This is a genomic window from Nocardioides sp. CER19 (genome assembly GCF_029846275.1).
GTDB lineage: Bacteria > Actinomycetota > Actinomycetes > Propionibacteriales > Nocardioidaceae > Nocardioides.
In genome coordinates, this window is the sequence record NZ_JARVWS010000004.1 from 346,675 (window position 1) to 372,520 (window position 25,846).

The window sequence follows — 25,846 nt, forward strand, 5'->3', positions numbered from 1 at the left end:
TGCGGCCTAGGAGCGACGGAACAGGACGGTGTAGAGGACGGGGGCGACCAGCACGCTGGCCACGGCGGCGAGCGCGCTCGCCGACCACGAGCGGTCGACGAACCAGACGAGCACGTTCGCGACCAGCAGGACGGCCAGGACGACCTCGACCCGGCGCCGCCGCCTTCTCGCGAGCACGCCGGCCGTGCGGCCACGTCGCGCCGGGATCCAGCCGGTCAGCGCCCGGCGGCGAGCGGCCCGTCGGGCCAGCCGGGCGGACTCCGCCTCGCGCCGGGCCGCCTGCTCGGCGGCGACCCGCTCCCGCTCGGCCCGCGCGAGGGCGCGTGCCTTGGCCATCAGGCAGCCTTCAGCGTCTGGATCCAGTTGCGCAGTAGGCCGGCCCCGGCGTCGCCCGACTTCTCGGGGTGGAACTGGGTGGCCCAGAGGGGGCCGTTCTCGACGGCGGCGACGAACCGGTCGCCGCCCTCGGTGACCGGCCCGGTCTCCGTCCAGGTCACCAGCGGAGCCGTGGTCCGGTCGTTGGTGACCAGGTCCCACGACCGCACGCCGTAGGAGTGCACGAAGTAGAACCGCTCGTCCTCGAGGCCGGCGAAGGCGCGCGAGCCCTCCGGCACCTCGACCGTGTTCCAGCCCATGTGCGGCACGATCGGCGACTGCAGTCGCTCGACGACGCCCGGCCACTCGTCGCAGCCCTCGGTCTCGACGCCGTGCTCGACGCCGCGAGCGAAGAGGATCTGCATCCCGACGCAGATGCCGAGCACCGGCCGCCCGCCGGCGAGCCGGCGGCCGATGATCCGCTCGCCCTTGAGCGCCCGGAGCCCGGCCATGCAGGCCGCGTAGGCCCCGACGCCGGGGACGAGCAGCCCGTCGGCGTCGAGCGCCTCCTGGAAGTCAGAGGTCAGCGTCACCGACGCGCCGGCCCGCTCGACCGCGCGCACGGCCGAACGGAGGTTGCCGGACCCGTAGTCGAGGACGACGACGGACGGAGCCGTCACAGCGCCGGACCGTTCGCTCGCAGTTCGGCCACAGAGCGCGGATCGCGCACCGAGCAGAGACCGCCGGGGCCCCGCACCTCGCTCACAGTGCGCCCTTCGTCGACGGGATTCCCGTCTCGCGCGGGTCGAGCGCGATCGCGTCGCGGAACGCCCGGGCGAACGCCTTGAACTGGGTCTCGACCAGGTGGTGCGGGTCGCGGCCCGCGAGCACGCGGACGTGCAGCGCGAGGTGCGCGTGGAAGGCAATGGTCTCGAAGACGTGCCGCGTCAGCGAGCCGACGTACCCGTCGTTGCCGATCGTCACGTAGACCTGGCCCTCCGGCTCCCCGGTGTGCACGCAGTAAGGGCGGCCCGAGATGTCGACGACGGCCTGGACGAGCGCCTCGTCGAGCGGCACGGTGGCGTCGCCGAACCGGCGGGTGCCCTTCTTGTCACCCAGCGCCTCGCGCAGCGCCTGGCCGAGCACGATCGCGGTGTCCTCGACGGTGTGGTGCGCGTCGATGTGGGTGTCGCCCTCAGTCTGTACGGTCAGGTCGATCAGCCCGTGGCGCGCGAAGGCCGTGAGCATGTGGTCGTAGAACCCGACGCCGGTGGAGATGTCGTGGCGGCCGGTGCCGTCGAGGTCCACCTCGACGAGCACCTTCGACTCGCTGGTCTGTCGCTCGATCCGTGCCGTGCGGGTCATGCCGTCACCTCTGTCAGTGCGTTCTTGAAAGCGTCCATCTCGGCCGCGGTGCCGATCGACACCCGCAGCCAGCCGTCGGGGCCGACCTCCCGGATCAGCACCCCCCGGTCGAGCAGCCCCTGCCACACAGCATGGCGGTCGGCGAAGCCCCCGAACAACACGTAGTTGGCGTCGGAATCGGCCACCTCGTGCCCCTGCTCCCGCAGCCAGTCGACGGTGCGGTCACGCTCGGCGCGCAGGTCGTCGACCTTGTCGAGCAGCTCCGGTGCGTGCCGCAGGGCCGCCAGGGCCACGGCCTGGGTGACCGCCGACAGGTGGTAGGGCAGCCGGACGACGCGGATGGCGTCGGTGATCGCCGGGTGCGCGGCGAGGTAGCCCAGCCGCAGCCCGGCGCCCGCGAACGCCTTCGACATGGTCCGGGTGACGACCAGGTTGCGGTGGGTCGCCAGCGACTCCAGGGCGCTCGGCACACCGGCCCGGCGGAACTCCCCGTAGGCCTCGTCGACGACGACGATGCCGTTGTCCCCCACCGCCTCGCAGAGCAGGCCGACCGCCACCGGCGGCAGCGCCGTCCCGGTCGGGTTGTTGGGGCTGGGCAGCAGCACGACGCTGGGCCGGATCTCGTCGACCAGCGCACGCGCCTTGTCGAGGTCGAGGCTGAAGTCGTCCTCACGGGTGCCCGCGACCCACTCGGTGTGGGTGTCGCGGGCGTACTCCGGATACATCGAGTACGTCGGCGCGAAGCTGAGCACCGTGCGGCCCGGGCCGCCGAACGCCTGCAGCAGCTGCAGCATGACCTCGTTGGAGCCGTTGGCCGCCCACACCATGTCGGGCGTGACCGGCGCGTCCTTGCTGAGGTAGTCGGCCAGGGCGGCGCGCAGGGCCGTGAACTCGCGGTCCGGGTAGCGGTTGAGCGTGACCGCCGCCTCGGCCGCTGCCGTGGCGATGTCGGCGATGCACGCCGGGGAGGGCCCGTAGGGGTTCTCGTTGACGTTGAGCTGCACGGGCGCCACGTCAAGGGGGAGCTGCGGCGCCCCGTAGGGCTCGATGCCGGCGAGCTCGGGGCGGATCGGCGGGAAGCTCATCAGGCGGTCCCCGAGCCCGTCGCGGGGTCGAACCTCACCTTGACCGCGTTGCCGTGACCGGGCAGGTCCTCCGCGTCGGCGAGGTTGACCACGTGGTCCTTGACGCCCTCGAGTCCCTCGCGGGTGTAGTCGATGACGTGCACCGACTTCGTGAAGGCGCGCACGGACAAACCCGAGGAGTGGCACGCGCAGCCGCCGGTGGGCAGCACGTGGTTGGAGCCTGCGGCGTAGTCGCCGAGGCTGACCGGGGCGAACGGGCCGATGAAGATGGCACCGGCGTTGGTCACGCGGGCGGCCCAGTCGTGCGCGTCCCGGGTCTGGATCTCGAGGTGCTCGGCGGCATAGGCGTTGACGACCGCGAGCCCCTGCTCCAGGTCGTCGACGAGCACGATGCCCGACTGGCTGCCCGAGAGCGCGGTGCGGATCCGCTCGACGTGCTTGGTGGCGGCGACCTGCTTGTCGAGCTCGGCCTCGACGTCGTCGGCCAGCGTCTCGCTGTCGGTGACCAGCACCGAGGCGGCGAGCGGGTCGTGCTCGGCCTGCGAGATCAGGTCGGCCGCGACGTACGCCGCCTCGGCGGTCTCGTCGGCGAGGATCGCGATCTCGGTCGGTCCCGCCTCCGAGTCGATGCCGACCTGCCCCTTGAGCAGGCGCTTCGCGGTGACGACGTAGATGTTGCCCGGGCCGGTGACGAGGTCGACGCGCTCGCAGGTGCCGCCCGCCGAGCCGGTCGAGACGCCGTAGGCGAACATCGCGATCGCCTGGGCGCCACCGACGGCGTAGACCTCCTCGACACCGAGCAGGGCGCACGCCGCGAGGATGGTCGGGTGCGGTAGTCCGCCGAAGTCGGCCTGCGGCGGCGACGCGAGCGCGAGCGAGCGCACGCCGGCGACCTGGGCGGGGATGACGTTCATCAGCACGCTGGACACCAGCGGCGCCAGGCCGCCGGGCACGTAGAGACCCACCCGGTTGACGGGAACCTTCCGGTGGACCACTCGGGCACCGGGTGCCAGATCGGTCACCGCGTCGGACTCGAGCTCGTGGGCGCAGGTCTCCCGCAGCCGCCTGATCGACTCGTCGAGCCCGGCCCGTACGTCGGGGTCGAGCTCCTCGAGCGCCCGGGCGAGCGCGGACGCCGGAACCCGGATGTCCGTCAGCTCGACCTTGTCGAAGCGGGCGCCGAGCTCGAGGATCGCCTCGACGCCGCGGGTCCTCACCTCGTCGAGGATCGGCTGCACCACATGGGCCGCTGCCTCCACGTCGAACTCGGCGCGCGGCACGGCGGCGCGGTAGTCGACGGGCACTCCCGTGGAGGAAGCGCCACGGAGGTCGATGCGGCGGATGGTCATGGCCCGATTCTACGAGCCGCGCCGGTCGCGACCGGATTCCGTGCGCCCCGTGGACGGCAGGTGCGAGGCATACCGCGCCGCCTCCCCGGCAACAGGGAAGCAACTCACGAGGAGGTCGTCATGGCACGACACGCACTGATCCACCGACATCAAGATGATGCCGTCGCGACGGACGCGTCCACCGACGAAACGACCAGCACCACCCGCGACGGCAGGGCCGTCGACGAGCGCCCGATCACGCGGGACGAGACCGCACGGAACGACACCGTGCGGGACGAGACCGTCCGTAACGAGCACGTGGTCGAGGTCTCCCCGCGCGAGCGGTTCGGCGGCACCAACTGGGGTGCCTGCTTCTTCGGCTGGCTCGTCGCGGTCGGCCTGACCGTGCTCCTGGCCGCGATCACGAGCGCCATCGCCACGGCGGTGGGGGCCAATCTCAACTGGTCGATCCACGACGCCGAGAACAACGCCAGCACGATCGGCGTGGCCGCGGCGATCGCGATCGCCGTCATCATGTTCATCGGCTACTACGCCGGCGGGTACGTCGCCGGCCGCATGTCCCGCTTCGACGCCGTCCGACAGGGCCTCGGCGTCTGGATCATCGGCGTCGTCACCATCGCCGTCGCCGTGGCCGTGACCGCCATCTGGGGCAACCGCTACGACGTGCTCGACCGGCTCGACCTGCCGACCGTCGACCTGAGCAACGACCAGATCACCACGGGCGCCGTCATCACCGGCCTGGTGCTGCTGGCGGTCATGCTCGTCGGCGCGCTCCTGGGCAGCGCCGTCGGCCGGCGCTACCACCGCCGCATCGACCGCGTGATCGTCGAGCACTGAGCGGCGTCTCGCCGTGATCGTCTCGGCCCGGCGCGTGACGCGACCGCGTCCCGCGCCGGGCCACTAGGTTGGTCGCGTGCCCGACGCCCTGCCGATGTTCCCGCTCAACGCGGTGCTCTTCCCGGGCGTCAGCGTGCCGCTGCACGTCTTCGAGGACCGTTACCGCGACCTCGTGCAGCACCTGCTGCTGATCGAGGATCCCGCGGAGCGGGTTTTCGGGTCGGTGGCGATCCGCGAGGGTTACGAGGTCGGCGACCACGGCGCGCAGTCGCTCTACCGGGTCGGCGTACGACTCCAGCTGTCGGACGCCGAGGAGAACCCCGACGGCAGCTTCGACATCGTGGCGGTCGGTCGTGACCGCATCCAGCTCGACCGGCTCGAGGCGACCGGGTCCTTCCCGACCGGAGAGGTCTCCGAGCGTCCGGAGCCGACGGTGGAGGTGCCGGAGGAGCTGCTCGAGCGGGCGCGGGCCACGTTCACCGCCTACCGTGCCGCGGTCTCCGAGCTGCGGCCCGACCCCTTCGCCGGAGCTCTCCCCCGCGACCCCGAGTACCTCTCCTGGACGCTGTCCGCCTGTGCTCCGCTCCCGCTCGCGGAGCGCCAGCAGCTGCTCGAGGCGGCCGACGCCGGCGAGCGCCTCGCCCTCGTCAACGAGCTCTTCCGCGCGGAGCTGCGGGCCATGAACGTGATCCCCTCCCTGCCCGCCACCGAGGTGGCGCGCACCCGCTGGTCCCCCAACTGATGGCGAAGAGGGCCGCGGTCGGTGGCACGCCGGCGACGGTCGCGCTGACCCGGGCCGGCATCGCCTTCACGCTGCACCCCTACGAGCACGACCCCCGCGCGCATTCCTACGGTCTCGAGGCCGCGGAGGCGCTCGGCGTGGACCCGGCCCGCGTGTTCAAGACACTCCTGGCGTCGGTGGACCCGACGCCGGGCTCAGGACAGCGCGCCTCGCTCACGGTCGGCATCGTGCCCGTCTCCGGTCAGCTGGACCTCAAGGCCCTGGCCCGTGCCGTCGGCGGTGGGAAGGCCGCGATGGCCGACGTCGCGGCGGCCGAGCGCGCGACCGGGTACGTCGCCGGCGGGATCTCGCCCGTCGGCCAGAAGCGAGCGCATCGCACCGTCCTCGACGAGTCGGCGCTGTGCTTCCCGACGGTCTTCGTGTCGGCGGGTCGGCGCGGGCTCGACCTCGAGATCACCCCGGACGACCTGGTCGCTGTCACGTCAGCCGTCGTCGCTCCGATCAGGCGCTGACTCCGGTCTCCACCGCCCCGCGAGCTAGTCGACGCTGATCTTCAGCAGGCTGTGCGAGTCGTCGCCGTCCGTCCAGCCGCTCACGCCGAACGCCTTGAGCGGAGCGAGGTTGGCGGACACGTCGTCGTCACCCGTTGCCAGCGCCTTGATCGTCTTGTCGAGCGCGTCGAAGTTCACGAAGAAGACGCCGGTCGCCTTGTCGCCGGCCGGCACGACGCTCTTGAACGCGTCGGAGGAACCGAGCTTGCCGTCCTTGGCCACCTGGCCGGCGTAGGTCTTGTCGAGGCCGACCGCCACTGCGTCGTCGCCGGAGACCGGCTCGAGCACCCCGGCCGGCGCGCCGAGGCTCTGTCGCAGCTTGGCGGCGACGCCGTCGATGGTGACCTTGTCGCCGCGCACCTTGAGCGCGACCGGTAGGTCGGACGGGTCACCGCCGTTGACCAGACCCTCGACGTCGAGGTTCGGTCCCAGGGCGAGGGCGGCCGAGTCGCCGAACAGCTTCTCGAGGTCGCCCGGGAGGTCGAGCCCGCTCGCCTTCGAGAGCGGCCCGAAGATCGACTGGGGGTCGGAGCCGCTGCCGCAGAGGTTCTGGATGCTCTGGGTCAGCTTGTCGGTCCAGCCCTTCTGGAGGGTGGTGCCGAACGCCACGGCGGTGTCCGCCGGAAGCGTGGAGATCACCGGGGTGCCGCTCGGCTTGCCGCTGAGCGCCGAGCCGCCGAAGGCGCGGGTGTCACCCGTCATCTCGAGCTCGAGGCCGTCGTCGCTGATCCGGAGGCTCGCCGCCGCTCCGCCGAAGTCGGCCAGCTGTGCCTGCATCCTTCGGCTGGAGGAGCTCTGGTCGCTCAGGCCCGGGCAGGCCCCGAGCACCCCGAACGGGTCGAGCGAGGCGGCGGACGGGTCGGCCTCACCGGCCGCCCCGTCGAGCCCCTTCGCGAGCGTCTGGCCGGCCGCCGGAGCCGCGTAGGCGGTCATGATCCCGCTGTCGCCGGCCTTGTCGGTCCAGGTCTGGAAGTCCGGGTCGTCGGCGAGGGAGCCCTTCTTCGTGCCGGCGACCACCTCGTCGACGTGCGCCTGGGTCTCGGCGACGACCGTCCAGTCGCCGGTCGTCTTCCAGGCGTAGGTCGACGCGGTGTCGCAGCCGGTGAGCTTCTCGAGGCCGGCGTCGACCTTCCCCTCGTCGGTGGTCTGGATGACGATCACCGGGAACGGCTTGTCCTCACCGACCGCCGCGAGCGCGAGCCGGGAGCCGAGCCACGGCTCGATGTCCTTGCCGAAGTCGATCTTGCAGCCGCTGTCCTCGGCCAGCTGGTCGAAGATCGACTTGCGGACGTCGTCGTCGGTCTGGAGGCCGACCTTGTCCTTGAACGCGGGGAACTTGCGGGCGAGCTTGAGCGCGGCGATCTTCTGCGCGCCGCTCGGGTCGAGGTCCACGCTGACGTAGCCGATGGTGGAGTCGGGGAGCGCCTGCGCCGGCTGGTCGCCCTGGCTGAAGAACGAGACCGCTGCCCAGGCTGCGGCGCCCCCGCCGATCGCGATCACTCCGAGGACACCGCCCCCGATCCACCAGCGCTTCCGGTGGTGGGGCGCCTCCGGTCCGCCGATGACCAGCTGGTCGGCGTTGGACTGGTCGTTGAAGTCGTCGGACACGAGATCTCCCGGGATGGTGGACGCGGCGAGCGGAGCCTACCCCGGACCGACCCGCTCAATCCTGGTTCTTCGGCGGATCCGTCCGATGGTCCGGGATGAGCAGGAACACCACGGCGAGCGGCAGCACCGCCGCCAGCGGCAGGGTGATGAAGGCAGCGGCACCGGGTCGGCTGATCGTTCCCGTCAGCCGGGTGCCGTCGGCCGCGTGGGCCGCGGCCGTCTGCGGGTCGGCGGGCGCACCGTGCAGGCCGACGACGAGCATCAGCCAGGCGGCGAGCAGCGACCCGATCACGACCGCGGCGAGGGTCACGACCTCGGGGGCGCGGGAGAACCACGCGGCGAGCAACCCGATGACGACTCCGGCGACGGCCGCCGCGACGACGTACCACCCGGTCGCGGCGAAGGAGGCCTGCTCCCCGGTGTCCCACGGGTCGGGGTACCACCGGTGGCCGACCACGACCCCGCGAGGGATGTCGACCAGCGAGTGCCAGACCAGGCCGCCGACCACACCCGCGAGGAGGAACGCCACGACGATGGCACCGGCCCAGAGCAGCGATCCGCGTGAGACCCGGATCGCGGTCAGCCGGTCAGACATCCGGGTCCGAGGAGGTGCTTGAGGTCGGCGAAGAGCGCCGGCGTGGGGGTCACGCGCAGATTGTCCCCGAGGCGCATGACGCGGGTCGACTCACGCGTGAGCAGCCGCAGCCGCACCTCGGTGACCCCGGGGTGCGTGCCGAGGACGTCGCGCAGCTGGGCGACGACCGGCGGCGTGCAGCGGGTCGACGGCATGCTGATGATGACCGGCCCGCTCGGGCCCTCGGTGAGGTCGGGGACGGTCACCTCCTGGCCGCGGAGCTGGACCTGCTCGCGCTCCTTGTCGAGCACGCCCTTGACCCGGATGATCGCGTCCTCGACGAGGTAGGGGGCGGCCAGCTGGTAGGAGCTCGGGAAGAGCAGCACCTCCACGGCGCCGTCGAGGTCCTCCAGCGTCACCGTGGCCCACGGGTCGCCCTTCTTGGTGATCTTGCGCTGCACCGACGTGATCAGGCCGGCCACGGTCACGACGGCGCCGTGCGGGCGCTCACCGTCGAGGATGAGCTGGCCGACGCTCGCGTCGGTGCCGTTGGAGAGCACGTGCTCGAGGCCGAGCAGGGGGTGGTCGGAGACGTAGAGGCCGAGCATCTCCCGCTCGTGGCCGAGCAGGGTCATCTTGTCCCACTCGTCGAGGTCGGGGATGGTGACCGAGACGCCGAAGGAGTCGCCGCCGTCATCGAGCCCGCCGAAGAGCGAGTCCTGCCCGATCGCCTCGTTGCGCTTGATGTCGACGTACTGGTCGACCGCCGTCTCGTGGACGGCGACCAGCGAACGCCGGCGGTGCTTCATGTCGTCGAAGGCGCCCGCCTTGATCAGCGACTCGATGACCCGCTTGTTGCACACCTGCACCGGCACCTTGCCGAGGAAGTCGTTGAAGTCGGCGAACCGACCCTTCTCCTCGCGGGCGGCCACGATGCCGTCGACGACGTTCCAGCCGACGTTGCGCACCGCGGTGAGACCGAAGCGGATGTCGTGGCCGACGGCGGTGAAGTTGTGCGCCGACTCGTTGACGTCGGGGGGCAGGACCGCGATCTTCATCCGGCGACACTCGTTGAGGTAGATCGCCATCTTGTCCTTGTCGTTCTTGACGGAGGTCAAGAGCGCGGCCATGTATTCGGTCGGGTAGTTGGCCTTGAGGTAGGCGGTCCAGTAGGTGACGACACCGTAGGCCGCCGAGTGCGACTTGTTGAACGCGTAGTCGGCGAACGGGACCAGGATGTCCCAGAGCGTCTTGACGGCGTTCTTGGAGTAGCCGCGCTCGAGCATGCCGGCCTCGAAGCCGGCGTACTGCTTGTCGAGCTCCTCCTTCTTCTTCTTGCCCATGGCGCGGCGCATGTTGTCTGCGGCGCCCAGCGAGAAGCCGGCGAGCACCTGCGCGATCGCCATGACCTGCTCCTGGTAGACGATCAGGCCGTAGGTCTCCCCCAGCACCGGCTCGAGCGCCTCGGCCAGCTCGGGGTGGATCGGCTCGATCGGCTGGCGACCGTTCTTGCGGTGGGCGTACTTGTTGTGCGAGTCGGCACCCATCGGGCCCGGCCGGTAGAGCGCCGAGACGGCCGTGATGTCGGCGAACTTGTCGGGAAGCATCGAGCGCAGCAGCGCGCGCATGCCGCCACCATCGAGCTGGAAGACGCCGAGCGTGTCGCCGCGCCCCATGAGCTCGTAGGTCGGCTTGTCGTCGAACGGCACGTCCTCGAGGACGAGGTCGAAGTCGCGGTTGGCCTTGATGTTGGCGACCGCGTCCTCGAGCGTGTGGAGGTTGGACAGGCCGAGGAAGTCCATCTTGACCAGGCCGAGCGCCTCGCACATGGGGTACTCGAACTGCGTGATGACGGAGCCGTCCTGCTTGGGGTCCATCAGCGGGACGATGTCGAGGAGCGGCTCGCTCGCCATGATGACGCCCGCGGCGTGGACGCCGGTCTGCCGGATCTGGCCCTCCAGGCCCGTCGCGACCTCGTAGATGCGCCGGACGTCGGGGTCCTGGTCGTAGAGGGCACGGAACTCGCCGCCCTCGTTGTAGCGCTTGCTGTCCGGGTCGAAGAGCTCGGGGAGCTTGACGCTCTTGCCCATCACGTCGGCCGGCAGCGCCTTGGTGATCCGGTCGCCGATCGCGAAGCCGTGGTCGAGGATGCGGGCGGCGTCCTTGATCGCGGCCTTGGCCTTGATCCGGCCGAACGTGGCGATCTGGGCGACACGGTCGGCGCCGTACTTCTCGGTGACGTACCTGATGACCTCGCCGCGGCGGTGGTCGTCGAAGTCGATGTCGAAGTCGGGCATCGAGGGGCGCTCGGGGTTGAGGAACCGCTCGAAGAACAGGCCGTGCTCGATCGGGCACAGGTCGGTGATCTTGAGCGCGTACGCCGCGATGGAGCCCGCACCGGAACCACGGCCCGGGCCGACCCGGATGCCGTTGCGCTTGGACCACTGGATGAAGTCGGCGACCACGAGGAAGTAGCCGCAGTAGCCCTTCTGCGAGATGATCGCGAGCTCGAACTCGGTGCGCTCCTTGATCTCCTCGGTCAGCGCCTCGCCCGGGTAGCGCATCTCGATGCCGCGCCAGACCTCCTTGCGCAGCCACGACTCCTCGGTCTCCCCGGCGGGGATGTCGGCGCGGGCCATGTAGCCGCCGGTCGACTCGGTGAACTCGACGGAGCAGCGCTCGGCGATGAGCAGCGTGTTGTCGCAGGCCTCCATGAGGTCCTGGGAGCCCCAGAGCTCGCGCATCTCGGCGGCCGACTTGATGTAGTAGCCGGTGCCCTCGAACGCGAACCGCTTGCCGCCCTGCGAGTAGGGCGGCTCGGAGAGGCGGCTGCCCGAGTTGACGCAGAGCAGCGCCTCCTGGGCGCTGGCGTCCTCGGGGTTGTTGTAGTGGCTGTCGTTGGTCGCCAGCGGCGGGATGCCGAGCTCCTTGCCCAGCCTGAGCAGGTCGTCGCGCACCCGCTTCTCGATGCTGATGCCGTGGTCCATCAGCTCGAGGAAGACGTTGTCGCGACCGAAGATGTCCTGCAGCTCGCCGGCCTCGCGGACCGCCTCGTCCCACTGCCCCAGCCGGAGCCGGGTCTGGATCGCCCCGCTCGGGCAGCCCGTGCTGACGATGAGGCCCTTGCTGTAGGTCTCGAGCAGCTCGCGGTCCATGCGGGGCTTGTAGAAGTAGCCCTCCATGCTGGCCCGGCTCGAGAGCCGGAACAGGTTGTGCATGCCCTCGGTGGTCTCCGCCCACATCGTCATGTGGGTGTAGGCACCACCGCCCGAGACGTCGTCGCCACCCTCCTCGGCGGTCTCGCCCTTGCCCCAGCGGACGCGCTTGCGCTCGCCGCGGGGGGTGCCGGGCGTGATGTAGGCCTCGACGCCGATGATCGGCTGGACGCCGTACTTCTTCGCCTTGGAGTAGAAGTCGTAGGCGCCGTGCATGTTGCCGTGATCGGTCATCGCGACCGCCGGCATCGCCTGCTCCGACACCCGCTGGAACAGTCCGTCCAGCAGCGACGCACCGTCGAGCATGGAGTACTCGGTGTGGACGTGCAGGTGGACGAAGGAGTCCTGCGAGGTCATCGGTGGAGGGCCCTCCTCAGGGGGTCGCGCAAGGGGATACGACGGCTCGCGCCGACGGCCTTGGGGAAGGGCTTCAGACTACGTGACGCGATGCCCTGAATCATCGCTGACGGCGCCGACAGTTCTGGATTAGGGTCGCCCGTAATCTCGACGCCATGCCCGTGCCGACGCTCGACAGCCCGCTGGTCCTCGACGGAGGCCTCTCCAACGCGTTGGAGGACCGCGGCCACCGGCTCGTCGAGCCGTTGTGGACGGCCCGGCTGCTGCGCGACGACCCGGCCGAGATCAAGGCCGTGCACCGCTCCTACTTCGCCGCCGGCGCCCGGGTCGCGATCACGGCGAGCTATCAGGCGACGCTGCCCGGCCTGGTCGGGGCCGGGCTGTCGCCGCGCGAGGCGGCGGGGCTGATCCGGCTCAGTGTCCGGCTGGCGCGCGAGGCGGCCGCCGAGCTCGCCGGCGACGGGGTGACGCGCTACGTCGCCGCCTCGGTCGGACCGTACGGCGCCTTCCTCGCGGACGGCTCGGAGTACCGCGGCCGCTACGGGCTCGACCGGGCCGACCTCCGCGACTTCCACGCCCCGCGGCTCGAGCTGCTGGCCGGCGAGCGCCCCGACCTGATCGCCGTCGAGACGATCCCCGACGTCGACGAGGTCGAGGTGCTCGTCGACCTGCTCGACGAGCTCGGCCTGCCGGCGTGGGTCAGCCTCGCGGTCGCCGACGGGCGGACCCGCGCCGGGCAGTCGCTCGACGACGCCTTCGCCGCCGCCGCGTCGGGCCGCAGCATCGTCGCGGTCGGGGTCAACTGCTGCGATCCCACGGAGGCCGGAGCCGCGGTGGGCCGGGCGGCCCTGACCGGCCTCCCCGTCGTCTGCTACCCCAACAGCGGGGAGGGCTGGCAGGCGGCCGACGCGCCGGGCGGCGTCGGGCACTGGACCGGCCGGCCGACGTACGACGTCTCGGCGGCGACCGACTGGGTCGCGACCGGTGCGCGGCTGGTCGGGGGCTGCTGCCGCGTCGGCCAGGACCAGATCGCCGCCCTGGCGGAGGCGCTCGCCTAGCCGGATCGGTGCCCGACGGATGCCGCTAGTCCGCGAACTTGGCTGCGAGTGCCGCCTCGACCGAGGTCGGCGACACCCCCGCCTCGGCGGCGACCCGGTGCAGCAGGCCGAGGTAGAAGGCGTACTCGGCGGTCCCCCAGTCGGCGGCCGCGAGGTCGCTCCCGGGGACGAGCCCGTTGACCGCGCCGGCCAGCGCCGGGTCGAGGCCGAGCGCGCGCCCGGACTCGCGCCGGTCGGCGGCGTCGAGGAAACGGGTGAACAGGGCCGGACCCCAGCCGTGGACGTGTCCCTCGTTGCTGAGGAGGTAGTAGGCCTCGACCGGCCCGTCGGCGTCGAGCACCGCGACCGCCGCTTCGAGCCGCGTCTCGAGGTCGGCGAGGGCCAGGACCCGGCGAGTCCGCTCGACGCCGTGCTCGGAGCCGCCGTAGCACCAGGCGTTGACGCCCGCCAGCAGCGGCCGCCACGTACCGGTCGCACGGCAGGCGAAGGCGACGGCGACCAGGTCGAGCCGGCCGATCCGCAGCGCGTCGCGCACGTGCTCCGGCAGGATCTCCACCGTCTGCCAGGCGGGATGCAGCCAGACCACGCGGTCGGCGTCGCCCGTCCAGGCCACGCCGTTGAGAGCGCCGCCGTCGATCGGGGTCGACCCGGCCAGGTCCTCAGCGGCCCTGACGTCGGCCCGCACGTCGTCGTCGATCACTGGTGCCTCCTCCTCGGCGCGACGCTACCTGCCGCCAGGTGGGACCCGCCATCAGCGGTCCGCGGGCCAGTTCATGCGGATGTCCGGGGCCTTCTCCTCGTTGCCGGAGCCGTCCGTGCGCTCGGTCTCGACGAAGCCGTGCCGCTCGTAGAGGGCCCGGGCAGGGGTGTTGCTCTCGAACACCCACAGCCCGAAGCCGTCCGGGCGGAGCGCCTGGGCGAGCTGGAGCAGCGCGGTGCCGACGCCCCGGCCCTGGGCGTCCGGACGGACGTAGAGGCCGTCGAGCCAGGTCGCGGTCAGGATCGCGAACCCGAGGACCCTGCCGTCCTGCTCGGCGACCCACGTCTCGTGCTCGCCGTCCACGATGAGGGCGCTGAAGTGGGTGACGTCCTCCTCCGCCGTGTGCATCGCCGGCGGCATGTGCGGAACGGCGGCGGCCCGGGTCGCGGTGTAGAGGGCGGCGATCAGCGGCCCGTCGTCGGGCAGCGCCGGACGGAGCAGCAGCTCAGTGGGCGTCGCGGATGACATCGAGGGCGTGCTGCAGGTCGTCGGGATAGGTCGACTCGTACTCGACGTAGTCCCCCGTCGCCGGGTGCTCGAAGCCGAGCCGTACGGCGTGCAGCCACTGCCGCTCGAGCCCGACCCGCTTCGCGAGGGCGGGGTCGGCGCCGTAGGTGAGGTCGCCGACGCACGGGTGCTTCAGCGCGCTCATGTGGACCCGGATCTGGTGCGTGCGCCCGGTCTCGAGGTGGATCTCGAGCAGGCTGGCGAACCGGTGCGCCTCGAGCGTCTCGTAGTGCGTGATGCTGTGCCGCCCGTCGGCCATCACGGCCATCTTGTAGTCGTGCTTCGGGTGGCGCCCGATCGGCGCGTCGACGGTGCCCTCGAGCGGGTCGGGGTGCCCCTGGACCAGCGCGTGGTAGATCTTCGTGGGCGTCCGGTTGCGGAAGGCGTTCTTGAGCACCGAGTAGGCGTGCTCCGACTTCGCGATCACCATGAGCCCCGACGTACCGACGTCGAGGCGCTGGACGATCCCCTCGCGCTCCTTGGCACCGCTCGTGCTGATGCGGAAGCCGGCGGCCTTGAGGTGACCGACGACGGTCGGACCGGTCCAGCCCGGGCTGGGGTGGACGGCCACGCCGACCGGCTTGTCGATGACGACGATGGCGTCGTCGTCGTGGACGATCTTGATGCCCTCGACGATCTCGGGCACGACCTCGAGCGGATCGGCGACCGAGGGGATGGTGACCTCGAGCAGCGCGTCGGGCAGCACGCGGTCGCTTTTGCTCACCCCCGCGCCGTCGACCTGCACGTGCCCCTCGGCGACCAGCTCGGCCGCGCGCGTTCGTGAGATGCCGAAGAGCCGTGCGATGGCGGCATCGACCCGCTCGCCCGCCAGGCCCTCGGGCACGCGGAGGACGCGGTGCCCGTCGCTCACGAACGGTCCTCGCGGCGACCGTCGAGCCGCACGCCGCGGTAGGCCTGGACCACGATCAGCGCCGCCGCGAGCGTAATGCAGATGTCGGCCACGTTGAAGACGGGCCAGTGCGGCAGCATGAGGAAGTCGATCACGTGACCGCGGAGCGGACCAGGGGCGCGGAACAGCCGGTCCGTCAGGTTGCCGGTGATGCCGGCGAGCAGCAGGCCGAGGGCGATCGCCCACACCACGGTCCGGGCGCGCAGCGCGATGATGACGACGACGACCGTCGCTGCTGCCGCGAGGCAGGAGAGCACCACCGTGAACTGGGTCCCCGTGCTGAACGCCGCGCCCGCGTTGCGGGTCAGGTCGAGCTGCAGGAGCGACCCGACGACCCGGACGCTGCCCCGGTCCGCGAGGCGGTCGGCCGCGATCGCCTTGGTGATCTGGTCGACCGCGAGGCCGACGATCCAGGCCAGCGCCGCCAACGCGCGAAACGAGGCGGCACGGGGACGGGCAGGGACCGGACGGGGTTCTGGTACGTCGCTCAGCGACGTTCCTCGCGCTGCTTGCATGTCATGCACAGTGTCGCACGCGGGAAGGCCATCAGCCGCATCTTCCCGATCGGCTCCCCGCACGACTCGCAGATGCCGTAGTTGCCCTCGCTGATCGCGACCAGCGCCCGCTCGATCTGGGCCAGCTTGTCCCGCTCGGAGTTGAGCACGGTCAGCTCGTGGTCGCGCTCGAAGCTCGTCGCGCCCATGTCGGCCTGGTCCTGGCCGGCGCCGTCGCCGGAGTCCTTCATGAGGCCGGAGAGCTCGGCCTCCTGGACGGTCACGACCTGCAGCGAGTGCTCCCGCTGCTCACGGAGCTCGTCGAGGACCTCGTCGAGCTCGGCCTGGGTCCAGGCCTCCTCACCCTCGCGGACGGCGAGCGCCGAGGCCGTGGCCTTCGTGGCCGTTGCCGCCGCCGCTGCTGCTGCCTTCTTCGTCGCCACGCTGGTCCCCTTCTGGGCCGTCTTCTTGGTCGCGGTCTTCTTCGTTGCCGTCTTGCTCGGGGTCTTGCTGGTGGTCTTGCTCGGGGTCTTGCTCACTGTCGTCGCGGGAGCAGTCTGCCGCTTCCCCACCCGTGAGGAGGCGGCAGGGCTGCCCTGTGAGACAGCCTTCTTCGCCGTGGCCGTGGTCGTGGACGACTTCTGAGCGGCGGACGTCTTCTTGGCGGTCGGACGGGCCATCGCGGGTGCCTCCTTCACGGCGGCGCTGCGGGCAGGTCACCCCCGACGGTGAGCCGCACCACAGCGCGTGCGGGGAGAGTAGCCGCTGGTGGAGGGCCACTCAAACGACCACGCCGACCGCCCCGAGGGGACGGCCGGCGTGGTCGTGGTCAGGACGAGGGCTCAGCCCTCTTCCTCACCCAGGATCGAGCGGAGCCGCTTCGGCGCGGCGGGCGTCTCGTCGGCGCCGCCACCCTCGCCGCCCATCGAGTTCAGCGACTCGAGCTGCTGCGTGAAGTAGTTCTTGAGACGCGACCGGTACTCGCGCTCGAAGGAGTGCAGCTTCTCCACCTCGGCGGTGAGCTTGTCCTTCTCGCGCTCCAGGTCACCGAAGAGCTGCTGGCGCCGCTCGGCGGTCTCGGAGTCGAGCATCTGGGCGCGGGTCCGGGCGTCGGACTCCATCCGGTCGGCCTTCGCCTTGGACTCGGCCTCGAGGCGCTCGGCCTTCGTGCGGGCCTCGCCGATGATCTTGTCCGCGTCGTTCTTGGCGCCGTCGACCAGCTCGTCGGCGTTGCGGGTGGCGATCTCCAGCAGGCGCGCGGCGGCGTTGGACGCCTCCGGGACGGTCTCCACCCGGATAGTCTCCACACCGCCGGCCACGGCCGGCGCGGCCGCTGCGACCGGGGTCGGAGCGGGAGCCGGTTCGGGCTCGGGCTGCTTGACGGGTTCGGGCGCCGGAGGCGTGTAGGACTCCCCCGCCCCCTGCGCCGTGGACAGCTTCGACCGGAGGTCGTCGTTCTCCTTGGTGAGGCGCGCCAACTCCGCCTCGACCTCGTCGAGGAACTGGTCCACCTCGCCCATGTCGTACCCCTCGCGGAGCCGGACGGGAGTGAATCGCTTGTTGCTCACGTCCTCTGGCGTCAGCGGCATGACCTCACCCTTATCGTTGCTCGGTTGTTCGGAAGTCAGTGTGTTGCAAGTTGCAGCAGTGTCGCCCGGGGTTGCTCTGGGTTGTCCTGCGGTTGCTCTGTGGAACTCTAGCGCCTACCCCACGGGGTGGTGGCCGTCGCTCGCCCCGTGTCCTCCTAGGCCGCCAACGGCGACAGCAGCCTGAGCAGGACGTAGGCCGCGAGCAGCACGATCAAGAAGCTCAGGTCCAGCGCGATCGACCCGATCCGCAGCGGCGGGATCACCTTGCGGAGTGCCTTGATGGGCGGGTCCGTGACGCTGTAGACGATCTCCAGCACGACCAGCAAGACACCTCGAGGCTGCCACGAGCGCGCGAAGACCTGCACCCAGTCGACGACGAAGCGCACCCAGAGGAGGCCGATGAACGCCCACAGCAGGACGACGACGACCTGCCAGAAGATCTGCATGTTGGAGAACTGTAGAGAACCGGCCTAGGACTGGTTGAAGAACCCACCTTCGGCAATGCGACGCTTGGCCTCGGCGGCGACCGAGACGTTGTGCGGCGAGAGCAGGAACACCTTGTTGGTGACCCGCTCGATGTCGCCGTGCGTCGCGAAGATCAGACCGGCGGCGAAGTCGACGAGACGCTTGGCGTCCGCGTCCTCCATCTCGGACAGGTTCATGATCACGGGCGTGCCGTCGCGGTAGTGCTCGCCCACGGCACGGGCGTCGTTGTAGGTCGTCGGCTGGAGCGTCACGATCCGCGACAGCTCCGCCACGTCCGGCACCGCCTGGGGCCGACGCCGCTCGGAGAGGTCGGCGACCGTGGCCGGCGCCGCCTGCCGGGGCTCCGGGCGGGCCTCGCGGACCTTGGGGGCCCGGCTGGTCACGACCGGCGACTCACGGGTGTAGTCGGAGTCGTCGTAGGCGTCGTACTCGCCGGTGTAGTCGTCGTACCGGCCGGTGTCCTCGAGCAGGCCGAGGTACTCACCGATCCTGCGCATCGCGCCGCTCATGACACTTGCCTTCCTTTCGGACTCCGGCCGTCGCCGTCGTCGGGATCCGTCTCGAACATTAAGGGACCACGGGCCTCGAACCGAGGACCGCGGAGCCGACACGCACATGTGTCGCGCCGAAGGCGACGGCCTGCTCCAGGTCGCCGCTCATCCCCGCCGACAACGTGGTCGCGTCGGGGTGGTCTGTGAGGAAGCCGGCGCGGATCTGCGCCAGCCTGTCGAACGCGGCGGCCGGGTCCTCCCCCAATGGCGCGACGGCCATCAGGCCGCGCAGGACGAGGCCCTCGGTCTGCGCCGCGGCCTCCGCCAGGGCGGCCAGGTCGCCGGGCGCCACGCCGGCGCGGTTGCCGTGCTCCGGCGGGTCGAGGCTGACCTGCAGCAGCACGTCCACGGCGCGGTCCCGCTCGTGCGCGCCGCGGGACAGTGGCGCGAGCAGCTTGGGCCGGTCGACCGACTCGACCACGTCGGCGTACGCCGCCACGGCGGCCGCCTTGTTGCTCTGCAGGCCGCCGATGAAGTGCCAGCGCAGGCGCAGGTCCGCGCACTCGGCGGCCTTCGCGTCGGCCTCCTGGTGGCGGTTCTCGCCCACGTCGGCCACGCCCAGGTCGGCGAGCAGGCGCACGTCCGAGGCCGGGAAGAACTTCGTGACGACGACCAGGCCCACGTCGTCGGCGGGGCGCCCGGCGGCGACCGCCGCGGCGGAGATCCGCTCGCGCACTCGCGCCAGGTTGCCGGCCAGCTCCTCGGCGCGGGTCATGCCAACCACACCAGCCCCGCGATGCGGCCCGACACGGCGCCGTCCCGGCGGTAGGAGTGGAGGCTCTCGTCCTCGAGGGTGCAGCCGCCGACACGTACGGCACTGACGTCGGCGTCGGCCAGCTGGGCGAGGACGCCGGCGCCGAGGTCGAGTGCAGGGGTACCCCACGTCGTCTCGGCGCGGGTGGCCGGGACGACGGCGGCCACCTCGTCCCTCATCGCCTCTGGCACCTCGTAGCACCCGCCGCACACGTGCGGCCCGACCCAGGCCCTCAGGTCCGACGCACCGAGCGCACGCATCCGCTCGACCGCCCGGCCGACGATGTCGAGCGCGACGCCCCGGCGACCGGCGTGCACGGCTCCGACGACACCCGTCGCAGGGTCCGCGAGCAGGACGGGCACGCAGTCGGCCACCCGGACCATCAGCCCGACCCCGGGACGGTCGGTGACGAGAGCGTCGCCGACCGGCACGTCGTCGGTCGGTCCGGAAGGCGGCTCGGGTGCGTCGAGGACGACGTCGCCGTGGACCTGGTTGAGACGCGCGAACCGGACGCCGGTCGTCTCGACGACCGCAGCGAGCGCGTCGCCGAAGCCTGGCTTCCTGCCCTGCAGGTCGAGGGTGGCATCGGTGAACGCGACCTCGACCCGGGAGTGTCCCGGGCCGAGGTCGCAGGTCTCACGAAACGCGAACACAGCTCACTTCAGGAAGTCGGGTACGTCGAGCTCGTCGTCGCTGAACGTCGCGGGGTCCGGGGCGGGGGCGGGCGCCGGGGCGGCCGGGCGCGGGGCGGGCGGCGGGGTCGTCGGGCCGGATGCCGGTGCCTCCTGCCGCGAGGCGACGGCGGCCGCGACGGCAGCACGGGTCTCCTCCTGCGACTGCGGCGGCTGCGACTGCTGCTGCGCGGGGCGGCGCATGATGTTGCTCTCGTCGCGGCGCTTCGGCATGCCGCCGTCGAAGCCGGCCGCGATGACCGTCACGCGGACCTCGTCCCCGAGGGCGTCGTCGATGGTGGCACCGAAGATGATGTTGGCCTCGGGGTGGACCGCCTCGGCGACCAGCGCGGCGGCCTCGTTGATCTCGAAGAGGCCGAGGTCGGAGCCGCCGGCGATGGACAGGAGCACGCCGTGGGCGCCGTCGATGCTCGCCTCCAGCAGCGGGCTGGAGACGGCGGTCTGCGCCGCCTGCACGGTGCGGTCGTCGCCGCGGGCCGACCCGATGCCCATGATCGCGGAGCCGGCGTTGGACATGACCGACTTCACGTCGGCGAAGTCGAGGTTGATCAGGCCGGGCGTGGTGATCAGGTCGGTGATGCCGGCGACACCCTGCAGCAGCACCTGGTCGGCCTGGCGGAAGGCATCCATGACGCTGACGCTGCGGTCGGAGATCGACAGCAGGCGGTCGTTGGGGATGACGATGAGGGTGTCGACCTCTTCGCGGAGCTGGGCGATGCCGTCCTCGGCGGACTTGGCGCGCCGCTTGCCCTCGAACGCGAACGGCCGGGTCACGACACCGATGGTCAGCGCGCCGAGGCTGCGGGCCATCTTCGCGACGACGGGGGCGCCGCCGGTACCGGTGCCGCCGCCCTCACCGGCGGTGACGAAGACCATGTCGGCCCCCTTGAGGACCTCCTCGATCTCCTCGGCGTGGTCCTCGGCGGCCTGCTTGCCCACGTCGGGGTTGGCGCCGGCCCCGAGGCCCCGGGTCAGCTCCCGCCCGATGTCGAGCTTGACGTCGGCGTCGCTCATCAGCAGCGCCTGGGCGTCGGTGTTGATCGCGATGAACTCGACCCCCTTGAGGCCGACCTCGATCATCCGGTTGACGGCGTTGACACCGCCTCCACCGATGCCGACGACCTTGATGATCGCCAGGTAGTTCTGTGCAGCTCCCACGGTGCTCGCCCCTCGTGTGTCTTGCGCTTGTGTCTCTGTGGTCTGTCCGTGTGGTCAACCCTGACCCTCAGCCTGAGGGTTATAGTTATGTCAACCTCGTCGTGATGAAGACAGTAGGCAGCCTGATGCCCCGATCGGCGGAGACACGCGGGCGCGTCGGAACCGAATGAGCAAGGCGCTGGTCTCGATACCCTCGCTGGCGCTCGCTACTCGACCAACGAACCACTCGACCAAACGAACGACTCGACCGACGAGAAGCGCTTCGACACCGTCGCGCCGGTCGAGTGGCCCGAGCCGCGAGACGAGGGCGTATCGAGACCCCGGGTACTCCGACCCCGCCCTCACCCAGCGGTCGTCGGCTGACCCGGCACGGAGACGTCGTAGGTCTTGGCGTCGTGCTTGAGCAGCGCCTGGAGCACGACCGCCTTCTCGGCGGAGTCGGCCGAGCTCCCCCAGACGACGGTGCGGCCGTCGGTGAGGGAGAGGGTGATCTGGTCGACGGTCTTGACCGCGACGTGGTCGATGATCTTCGTCAGCCCGGGCGGAAGCGCTGCGACGACCTTGGCGGCCTCGCGGAGCGCCTTGGCGCTGGTGCCGTAGGGAGTGGTCACCTTCGGGAGGCCGGGCGGCGCCGACTTGTAGTCGAGGAAGACGACGCCGTCCTTGTCGAGACCACGGAGCCGGCCGCCGAAGTCGATGACGGCGATCGGCGTGCGCTCGGTGACGTCGATGAGCACCTCATCGGGCCACTTGCGCGACACGTCGACGTGCTCCACGGCGGCGAGCGCGGCGATCCGGGCACGGACGGCGCCCAGGTTGACCGAGACCAGCGGCTTCCCCAGCTCGACGCCGGCGGCCCGGCGTACCTGGCCGGACCCGAGCGCCGACGTGCCGGTCACCTCGACGGACTGCACCGACAGCATGCTCGAGAACCACACCGCCCAGACCGCGACGCCGAGGACGGCGAGCACGACCACCACGGCCAGGACCCGACGCCAGGCGAGCCACCGGCGGCGCCACTGGCGACGCGCGAAGCGGCGGCGGGTACGCCGCGCGGCCTGGTCCTCGGCCGAGACCTCGGGAAGGCCGCCGGTGGTGCCGGCGGTGTCGTGACGCTCCTGCGGACGGCTACGCACGCAACAGCTCCAGCACCTTCGGGCCGACCTCGGTGATGCTGCCCGCACCGAGCGTGAGCACGAGGTCGCCGGGCCGGGCGCGCCTGACCAGCTCGGCCGCGGCGGCGTCGAGGCCCGCGACGGTGGTCACCCGCTCGGGCGCCAGCGGCACGTGGTCGGCGACGAGTGCTGCGGTGACGTCCGGGTCGGGGTCCTCACGGGCGAGGTAGACGTCGAGCACGACGACCTCGTCGGCGGCCCCGAGAGCCCGACCCATGTCCGGGCCGAAGATGCGGGTGCGGGAGACCAGGTGCGGCTGGAACGCGACGACGAGCCGCCGCTCCCCCGCCACGGCTCGCGCGGCCTCGAGGTCGCCGGCGATCTCGGCGGGGTGGTGGGCGTAGGAGTCGTAGACCTCGACGCCGCCCTGCTCCCCCTTGCGCTCCATCCGGCGCCGGGTGCCGCCGAAGCCCTCGACGCCGCGCTTGAGCGCCTCGAAGTCGTGGCCGATCCGCAGCCCGAGCGTGATCGCGGCGAGCGCGTCGAGCACGTAGTGACGGCCCGGGATCTGCAGCGTGACCCGGCCGAGCTCACGCCCGCGGTCGACGACGGTGAAGGACGACGTGGTGCCGTCGAGGACGACGTCGACGGCACGTACGTCGGCGAGGTCGGTCGTCCCGACGCCCACGAACGTCCGGCCGAGACTGGCGGCGACGGCACGCAGCGCCGCGGCTCCGGGGTCGTCGACGCAGGCGACCAGGAGTCCGGCCGGGTCGATCCGCTCGACGAACTCGTTGAAGGCCGCGTGGTAGGCCGCCTCGCTCCCCCACGAGTCCAGGTGATCGGCCTCCACGTTGGTGACGATGGCGGCGAAAGGCCGGTAGACGAGGAACGCGCCGTCGCTCTCGTCCGCCTCGGCGACGAACAGGTCGCCGGCGCCGAGCTCGGCGTTGGTGCCGGACTGCGCCAGGTCGCCGCCGATGGCGTACGTCGGCTCCGCACCCGCCTCGCGCAGGGCGACGGTCAGGAGGGAGGTCGTGGTGGTCTTGCCGTGCGTGCCGGCCACGGCGAGGACCTTCCGCCCGGCCATCAGTGCAGCCAGGCCGGCCGATCGCGGCAGCAGCCGCAGCCCGAGCCGCTGCGCCTCCACCACCTCCGGGTTGTCCTCCCTGACGGCGGTGGAGACGACGAGCGTGTCGGCGCCGTGGACGTGCTCGGCGGCGTGGCCCACGTGGACCGTGGCCCCCATCTCGCGCAGCCGCTCCAGCGTCGGCGAAGCCACCCCGTCGCTCCCGGAGACGGGGATGCCGCGGGCGATCATGAGGCGTGCGATCGCGGAGAGACCCGCGCCGCCGATCCCGACGAAGTGGACCCGGCCGAGCTGGTCGGCGGGCAGGATCGCCTCGGGGACCGGGACCCTCACCGCGCCCGCTCCTGGCCCACCTCGAGCACGATCCGGGCGAGCTTCTCGTCGGCGTCGCGCGGCACGAGCGCGGAGGCGCGGGCGCCCATGTCGGCGAGCCGCGCGGCGTCCGTGGCGAGCGGGGGCACCGTCGACGTCAGCCACTCGGTCGTGAAGGCCGTGTCGGCGACGAGCAGCGCTCCCCCGGCGTCCACGACGGGACGGGCGTTGCGCTCCTGCTCGCCGTTGCCGTGCGGCAGCGGGACGAAGATCGCGGGCACGCCGACGGCGGCCGCCTCGACGACCGAGCTCGCGCCAGCGCGGCAGACCATCAGGTCGGCCACGGCGAGGGCGTAGTCCATCCGGTCGACGTAGCCGAGCGGGACGTAGCCGGGTGAGGCGGGCGGCAGCTCGTTCTTCGGGCCGACCACGTGCAGCACCTGGACGCCGGCCGCGACGAGTGCCGGGGCGGCGGCCGTCACCGCGCTGTTGAGGCTGCGCGCACCCTGGGAACCGCCGGTCACGACGAGCGTGGGGCGCTCGTCGAGGCCGAAGAACGCCCGGGCGTCGGTGCGCAGGGCCGCCCGGTCGAGCGTCGAGATCATCCTCCGGATCGGGAGGCCGACGTACTCGGCGCCCGGCAGCGGGGTGTCCGGGAAGCTCACGGCGACGCGACGCGCGATGCGGGCGCCGATCTTGTTGCCGAGACCCGGCACGGTGTTCTGCTCGTGCACGACGACCGGCAGCTTGCGGCGCCGGGCCGCGAGGTAGGCGGGCACGGAGACGTAGCCGCCGTAGCCGACGATGACGTCGGGCCTGACCTTGTCGAGCACCGTGCTGGTCGCCTTGACGGCCGCGCGCAGGTTCGCGGGGACCCGGAACAGCTCGGGGTTGAGGCTGCGCGGCAGCGGCACCGGCGGGATCAGCTCCAGCGGGTAGCCGGCCTCCGGGACGACCCGGGTCTCCAGACCACGGGGCGTGCCGAGGCAGGTGACCTCGACCGTGGGATCGAGCCGACGGAGCGCGTCAGCCGTGGCGAGCAGGGGCGAGGTGTGGCCGGCGGTTCCGCCGCCCGCGAGGAGAACACGCATGGCGGGGTCGAGCCTACCGAGAGGCGGACAGCCCGGCGGAGCGCGCCTTCCGGCGCGCCGCGAGTGCGCGCGCCGCCTCGGGCTCGCGCCGGGCGAACCCGATCACCAGGCCGAGCGCCGCCAGCGTCGGCAGCAGCGCGGATCCGCCGTAGGACACGACCGGCAGCGGGATGCCGATGACCGGCAGAAGCGCGAGCACCATCCCGACGTTGATGATCATCTGCCCGATCAGCCAGACCACGACGCCGAAGGTGACGTAGCGGACGAACGGGTCGGCGGTCTTGCGGGCCACGCGCAGGGCGGCGTACGCGATGGTGAGGAACAGGAGGATGACCAGCAGCGTGCCGACGAGGCCGAGCTCCTCCCCCAGCACCGCGAAGATGAAGTCGGTGTGCGCCTCGGGCAGGTTGCCCCACTTCTGCTGGGAGGCACCGATGCCCTCGCCGAAGATGCCGCCGCTGGAGAGCGCGTAGAGGCCGTGACCGGCCTGCCAGCCGGCGCCCTCGAAGTCCTTGAACGGGTCGAAGAAGTTCGTGAGCCGCGAGACGCGCTCCTGGTCGATGCTGGCCAGGCCGAAGGCGCCGACGCCGACGACCGTGGCCGCGAGCCCGAACAGCTTCGCGGGCGCGCCGGCCACCCACAGCATGCCGAGCATGATCGCGAAGAACACGAGGGCGGTGCCGAGGTCCCGCCCGAGGATGACCATGCCGGTGGCGAGCAGCATGCCGGGCACCACAGGGACGATCAGCTCGTGCAGGCTGGCCAGCCGGCGGTCCTTGTTGGCGTAGACGTTGGCCGACCAGAGGATCAGCGACAGCTTCGCGATCTCGGACGGCTGGATGCGCAGCGGGCCGATCGCGAGCCAGTTCTGGTTGCCCGCGACGGAGACGCCCAGGAAGGCCACCAGGAGCAGCAGCCCGAGGGAGACGAAGTAGGCCAGCCAGGTGAACCGGCGGATCCAGCGGGTCGACATCCATGTCGCCACCCAGGCGACCGGGAGGCCGATGACCACCCACAGCGCCTGGCGGCGGACGATCGCGTACGAGTCGCCGTACTGCTGGAAGGAGTAGACGCTCGAGGCGCTCAGCACCATGATCATGCCGATGGTCAGCAGGAGGGCCGAGGCGCCGAGCAGCAGGTAGTAGGACGTCAGCGGCCGGTCCATCGCCTCGCGCAGCGCCCTGAGCCAGGGCGTGCTGCGCAGCGCCCCGCGGACCCGGCTGACGGCTGGTACGACGGCGGTGTCCTCGGGGTTGGCTGTCGTCATCCCCTGGTGCCCCC

Annotated in this window: 27 protein-coding genes; 4 read left to right on the forward strand and 23 right to left on the reverse strand. The window is 71.6% G+C overall.

The features are described from left to right. Window positions 1–6: 6 nt before the first annotated feature. The 5 genes from QDS12_RS21135 to hisD all read right to left on the reverse strand — a co-directional run bounded on the left by QDS12_RS21135 (window position 7) and on the right by hisD (window position 4,114). Window positions 7–336: a hypothetical protein gene (locus QDS12_RS21135; protein ID WP_279882856.1), complete on the reverse strand. Its 330-nt coding sequence runs from the start codon at window positions 334–336 to the stop codon at window positions 7–9. Further along, on the reverse strand, window positions 336–995 hold the full coding sequence (gene hisH, locus QDS12_RS21140; protein ID WP_279882858.1) for an imidazole glycerol phosphate synthase subunit HisH: 660 nt from the start codon (window positions 993–995) through the stop codon (window positions 336–338). Before hisH ends, QDS12_RS21135 begins: the two co-directional genes overlap by 1 nt. Before the next feature lie 82 nt (window positions 996–1,077). Continuing rightward, window positions 1,078–1,680 (reverse strand): imidazoleglycerol-phosphate dehydratase HisB, encoded by a 603-nt coding sequence (gene hisB / locus QDS12_RS21145; protein WP_279882860.1) that lies wholly within the window; start codon window positions 1,678–1,680, stop codon window positions 1,078–1,080. Continuing rightward, complete coding sequence (locus tag QDS12_RS21150; RefSeq protein WP_279882862.1) at window positions 1,677–2,765, reverse strand: histidinol-phosphate transaminase; 1,089 nt, start codon at window positions 2,763–2,765, stop codon at window positions 1,677–1,679. Before QDS12_RS21150 ends, hisB begins: the two co-directional genes overlap by 4 nt. Continuing rightward, a complete protein-coding gene (gene hisD / locus QDS12_RS21155; protein ID WP_279882864.1) occupies window positions 2,765–4,114 on the reverse strand; it encodes a histidinol dehydrogenase in 1,350 nt (449 codons plus the stop codon). The genes QDS12_RS21150 and hisD overlap by 1 nt, the downstream gene beginning before the upstream one ends. Window positions 4,115–4,234: 120 nt before the next feature. On the opposite strand from hisD, the gene QDS12_RS21160 reads away from it, so the two are divergent. The 3 genes from QDS12_RS21160 (at window position 4,235) to ybaK (ending at window position 6,205) form a co-directional block, all read left to right on the forward strand. Next, entirely contained in the window at window positions 4,235–4,951 is a 717-nt protein-coding gene (locus tag QDS12_RS21160; RefSeq protein ID WP_279882866.1) for a hypothetical protein, read from the forward strand. A 76-nt stretch (window positions 4,952–5,027) separates the two neighbouring features. Next, on the forward strand, window positions 5,028–5,693 hold the full coding sequence (locus QDS12_RS21165; protein ID WP_279882868.1) for an LON peptidase substrate-binding domain-containing protein: 666 nt from the start codon (window positions 5,028–5,030) through the stop codon (window positions 5,691–5,693). Continuing rightward, entirely contained in the window at window positions 5,693–6,205 is a 513-nt protein-coding gene (gene ybaK, locus QDS12_RS21170; RefSeq protein ID WP_279882870.1) for a Cys-tRNA(Pro) deacylase, read from the forward strand. Before QDS12_RS21165 ends, ybaK begins: the two co-directional genes overlap by 1 nt. A gap of 24 nt (window positions 6,206–6,229) precedes the next feature. Here ybaK and QDS12_RS21175 read toward each other — a convergent pair whose 3' ends face one another. The 3 genes from QDS12_RS21175 to dnaE are packed head-to-tail and all read right to left on the reverse strand — an operon-like array spanning window position 6,230 to window position 11,998. Continuing rightward, the gene (locus QDS12_RS21175; RefSeq protein ID WP_279882872.1) at window positions 6,230–7,852 is read right to left on the reverse strand and encodes a DUF3352 domain-containing protein; all 1,623 of its coding nucleotides are present in this window, start codon (window positions 7,850–7,852) and stop codon (window positions 6,230–6,232) included. Window positions 7,853–7,907: 55 nt separating this feature from the next. Next, complete coding sequence (locus QDS12_RS21180; RefSeq protein ID WP_279882874.1) at window positions 7,908–8,447, reverse strand: hypothetical protein; 540 nt, start codon at window positions 8,445–8,447, stop codon at window positions 7,908–7,910. Next, window positions 8,432–11,998, reverse strand: a complete 3,567-nt coding sequence (gene dnaE / locus QDS12_RS21185) for a DNA polymerase III subunit alpha (protein ID WP_279882876.1) — start codon at window positions 11,996–11,998, stop codon at window positions 8,432–8,434. Before dnaE ends, QDS12_RS21180 begins: the two co-directional genes overlap by 16 nt. Before the next feature lie 155 nt (window positions 11,999–12,153). On the opposite strand from dnaE, the gene mmuM reads away from it, so the two are divergent. Continuing rightward, a complete protein-coding gene (mmuM, locus tag QDS12_RS21190; RefSeq protein ID WP_279882878.1) occupies window positions 12,154–13,056 on the forward strand; it encodes a homocysteine S-methyltransferase in 903 nt (300 codons plus the stop codon). A gap of 25 nt (window positions 13,057–13,081) precedes the next feature. Here mmuM and QDS12_RS21195 read toward each other — a convergent pair whose 3' ends face one another. The 15 genes from QDS12_RS21195 to ftsW form a co-directional block, all read right to left on the reverse strand. After that, window positions 13,082–13,756, reverse strand: coding sequence for a hypothetical protein (locus QDS12_RS21195; protein ID WP_279882880.1), 675 nt, complete (start codon window positions 13,754–13,756; stop codon window positions 13,082–13,084). A 51-nt stretch (window positions 13,757–13,807) separates the two neighbouring features. Beyond that, a complete protein-coding gene (locus QDS12_RS21200; protein WP_279882882.1) occupies window positions 13,808–14,284 on the reverse strand; it encodes a GNAT family N-acetyltransferase in 477 nt (158 codons plus the stop codon). Beyond that, window positions 14,262–15,194: an RluA family pseudouridine synthase gene (locus QDS12_RS21205; RefSeq protein ID WP_279882884.1), complete on the reverse strand. Its 933-nt coding sequence runs from the start codon at window positions 15,192–15,194 to the stop codon at window positions 14,262–14,264. Before QDS12_RS21205 ends, QDS12_RS21200 begins: the two co-directional genes overlap by 23 nt. Continuing rightward, the gene (gene lspA, locus QDS12_RS21210) at window positions 15,191–15,661 is read right to left on the reverse strand and encodes a signal peptidase II (RefSeq protein WP_279882886.1); all 471 of its coding nucleotides are present in this window, start codon (window positions 15,659–15,661) and stop codon (window positions 15,191–15,193) included. Before lspA ends, QDS12_RS21205 begins: the two co-directional genes overlap by 4 nt. A gap of 59 nt (window positions 15,662–15,720) precedes the next feature. Next, complete coding sequence (locus QDS12_RS21215) at window positions 15,721–16,407, reverse strand: TraR/DksA C4-type zinc finger protein (protein ID WP_279882887.1); 687 nt, start codon at window positions 16,405–16,407, stop codon at window positions 15,721–15,723. 162 nt (window positions 16,408–16,569) lie between these two features. Beyond that, window positions 16,570–17,316 (reverse strand): DivIVA domain-containing protein, encoded by a 747-nt coding sequence (locus QDS12_RS21220; RefSeq protein ID WP_279882890.1) that lies wholly within the window; start codon window positions 17,314–17,316, stop codon window positions 16,570–16,572. 155 nt (window positions 17,317–17,471) lie between these two features. Then, a complete protein-coding gene (locus QDS12_RS21225) occupies window positions 17,472–17,762 on the reverse strand; it encodes a YggT family protein (protein WP_279882892.1) in 291 nt (96 codons plus the stop codon). Window positions 17,763–17,786: 24 nt separating this feature from the next. Continuing rightward, complete coding sequence (locus tag QDS12_RS21230) at window positions 17,787–18,311, reverse strand: cell division protein SepF (protein WP_279882894.1); 525 nt, start codon at window positions 18,309–18,311, stop codon at window positions 17,787–17,789. 58 nt (window positions 18,312–18,369) lie between these two features. Continuing rightward, window positions 18,370–19,068 carry a YggS family pyridoxal phosphate-dependent enzyme gene (locus tag QDS12_RS21235; protein ID WP_279882896.1) on the reverse strand — a complete coding sequence of 233 codons (699 nt, stop codon included), beginning with the start codon at window positions 19,066–19,068 and terminating at the stop codon, window positions 18,370–18,372. After that, window positions 19,065–19,760: a polyphenol oxidase family protein gene (locus QDS12_RS21240; RefSeq protein ID WP_279882898.1), complete on the reverse strand. Its 696-nt coding sequence runs from the start codon at window positions 19,758–19,760 to the stop codon at window positions 19,065–19,067. The genes QDS12_RS21235 and QDS12_RS21240 overlap by 4 nt, the downstream gene beginning before the upstream one ends. Window positions 19,761–19,763: 3 nt before the next feature. Next, window positions 19,764–20,957 carry a cell division protein FtsZ gene (ftsZ, locus tag QDS12_RS21245; protein ID WP_279882900.1) on the reverse strand — a complete coding sequence of 398 codons (1,194 nt, stop codon included), beginning with the start codon at window positions 20,955–20,957 and terminating at the stop codon, window positions 19,764–19,766. Between the two features lie 341 nt (window positions 20,958–21,298). Beyond that, window positions 21,299–22,093: an FtsQ-type POTRA domain-containing protein gene (locus QDS12_RS21250; protein ID WP_279882903.1), complete on the reverse strand. Its 795-nt coding sequence runs from the start codon at window positions 22,091–22,093 to the stop codon at window positions 21,299–21,301. Next, window positions 22,086–23,495, reverse strand: a complete 1,410-nt coding sequence (gene murC / locus QDS12_RS21255; RefSeq protein ID WP_279882904.1) for a UDP-N-acetylmuramate--L-alanine ligase — start codon at window positions 23,493–23,495, stop codon at window positions 22,086–22,088. Before murC ends, QDS12_RS21250 begins: the two co-directional genes overlap by 8 nt. Beyond that, on the reverse strand, window positions 23,492–24,565 hold the full coding sequence (murG, locus tag QDS12_RS21260; RefSeq protein ID WP_279882906.1) for an undecaprenyldiphospho-muramoylpentapeptide beta-N-acetylglucosaminyltransferase: 1,074 nt from the start codon (window positions 24,563–24,565) through the stop codon (window positions 23,492–23,494). Before murG ends, murC begins: the two co-directional genes overlap by 4 nt. A gap of 13 nt (window positions 24,566–24,578) precedes the next feature. Next, on the reverse strand, window positions 24,579–25,832 hold the full coding sequence (gene ftsW, locus QDS12_RS21265) for a putative lipid II flippase FtsW (RefSeq protein ID WP_279882908.1): 1,254 nt from the start codon (window positions 25,830–25,832) through the stop codon (window positions 24,579–24,581). Window positions 25,833–25,846: the final 14 nt, after the last annotated feature.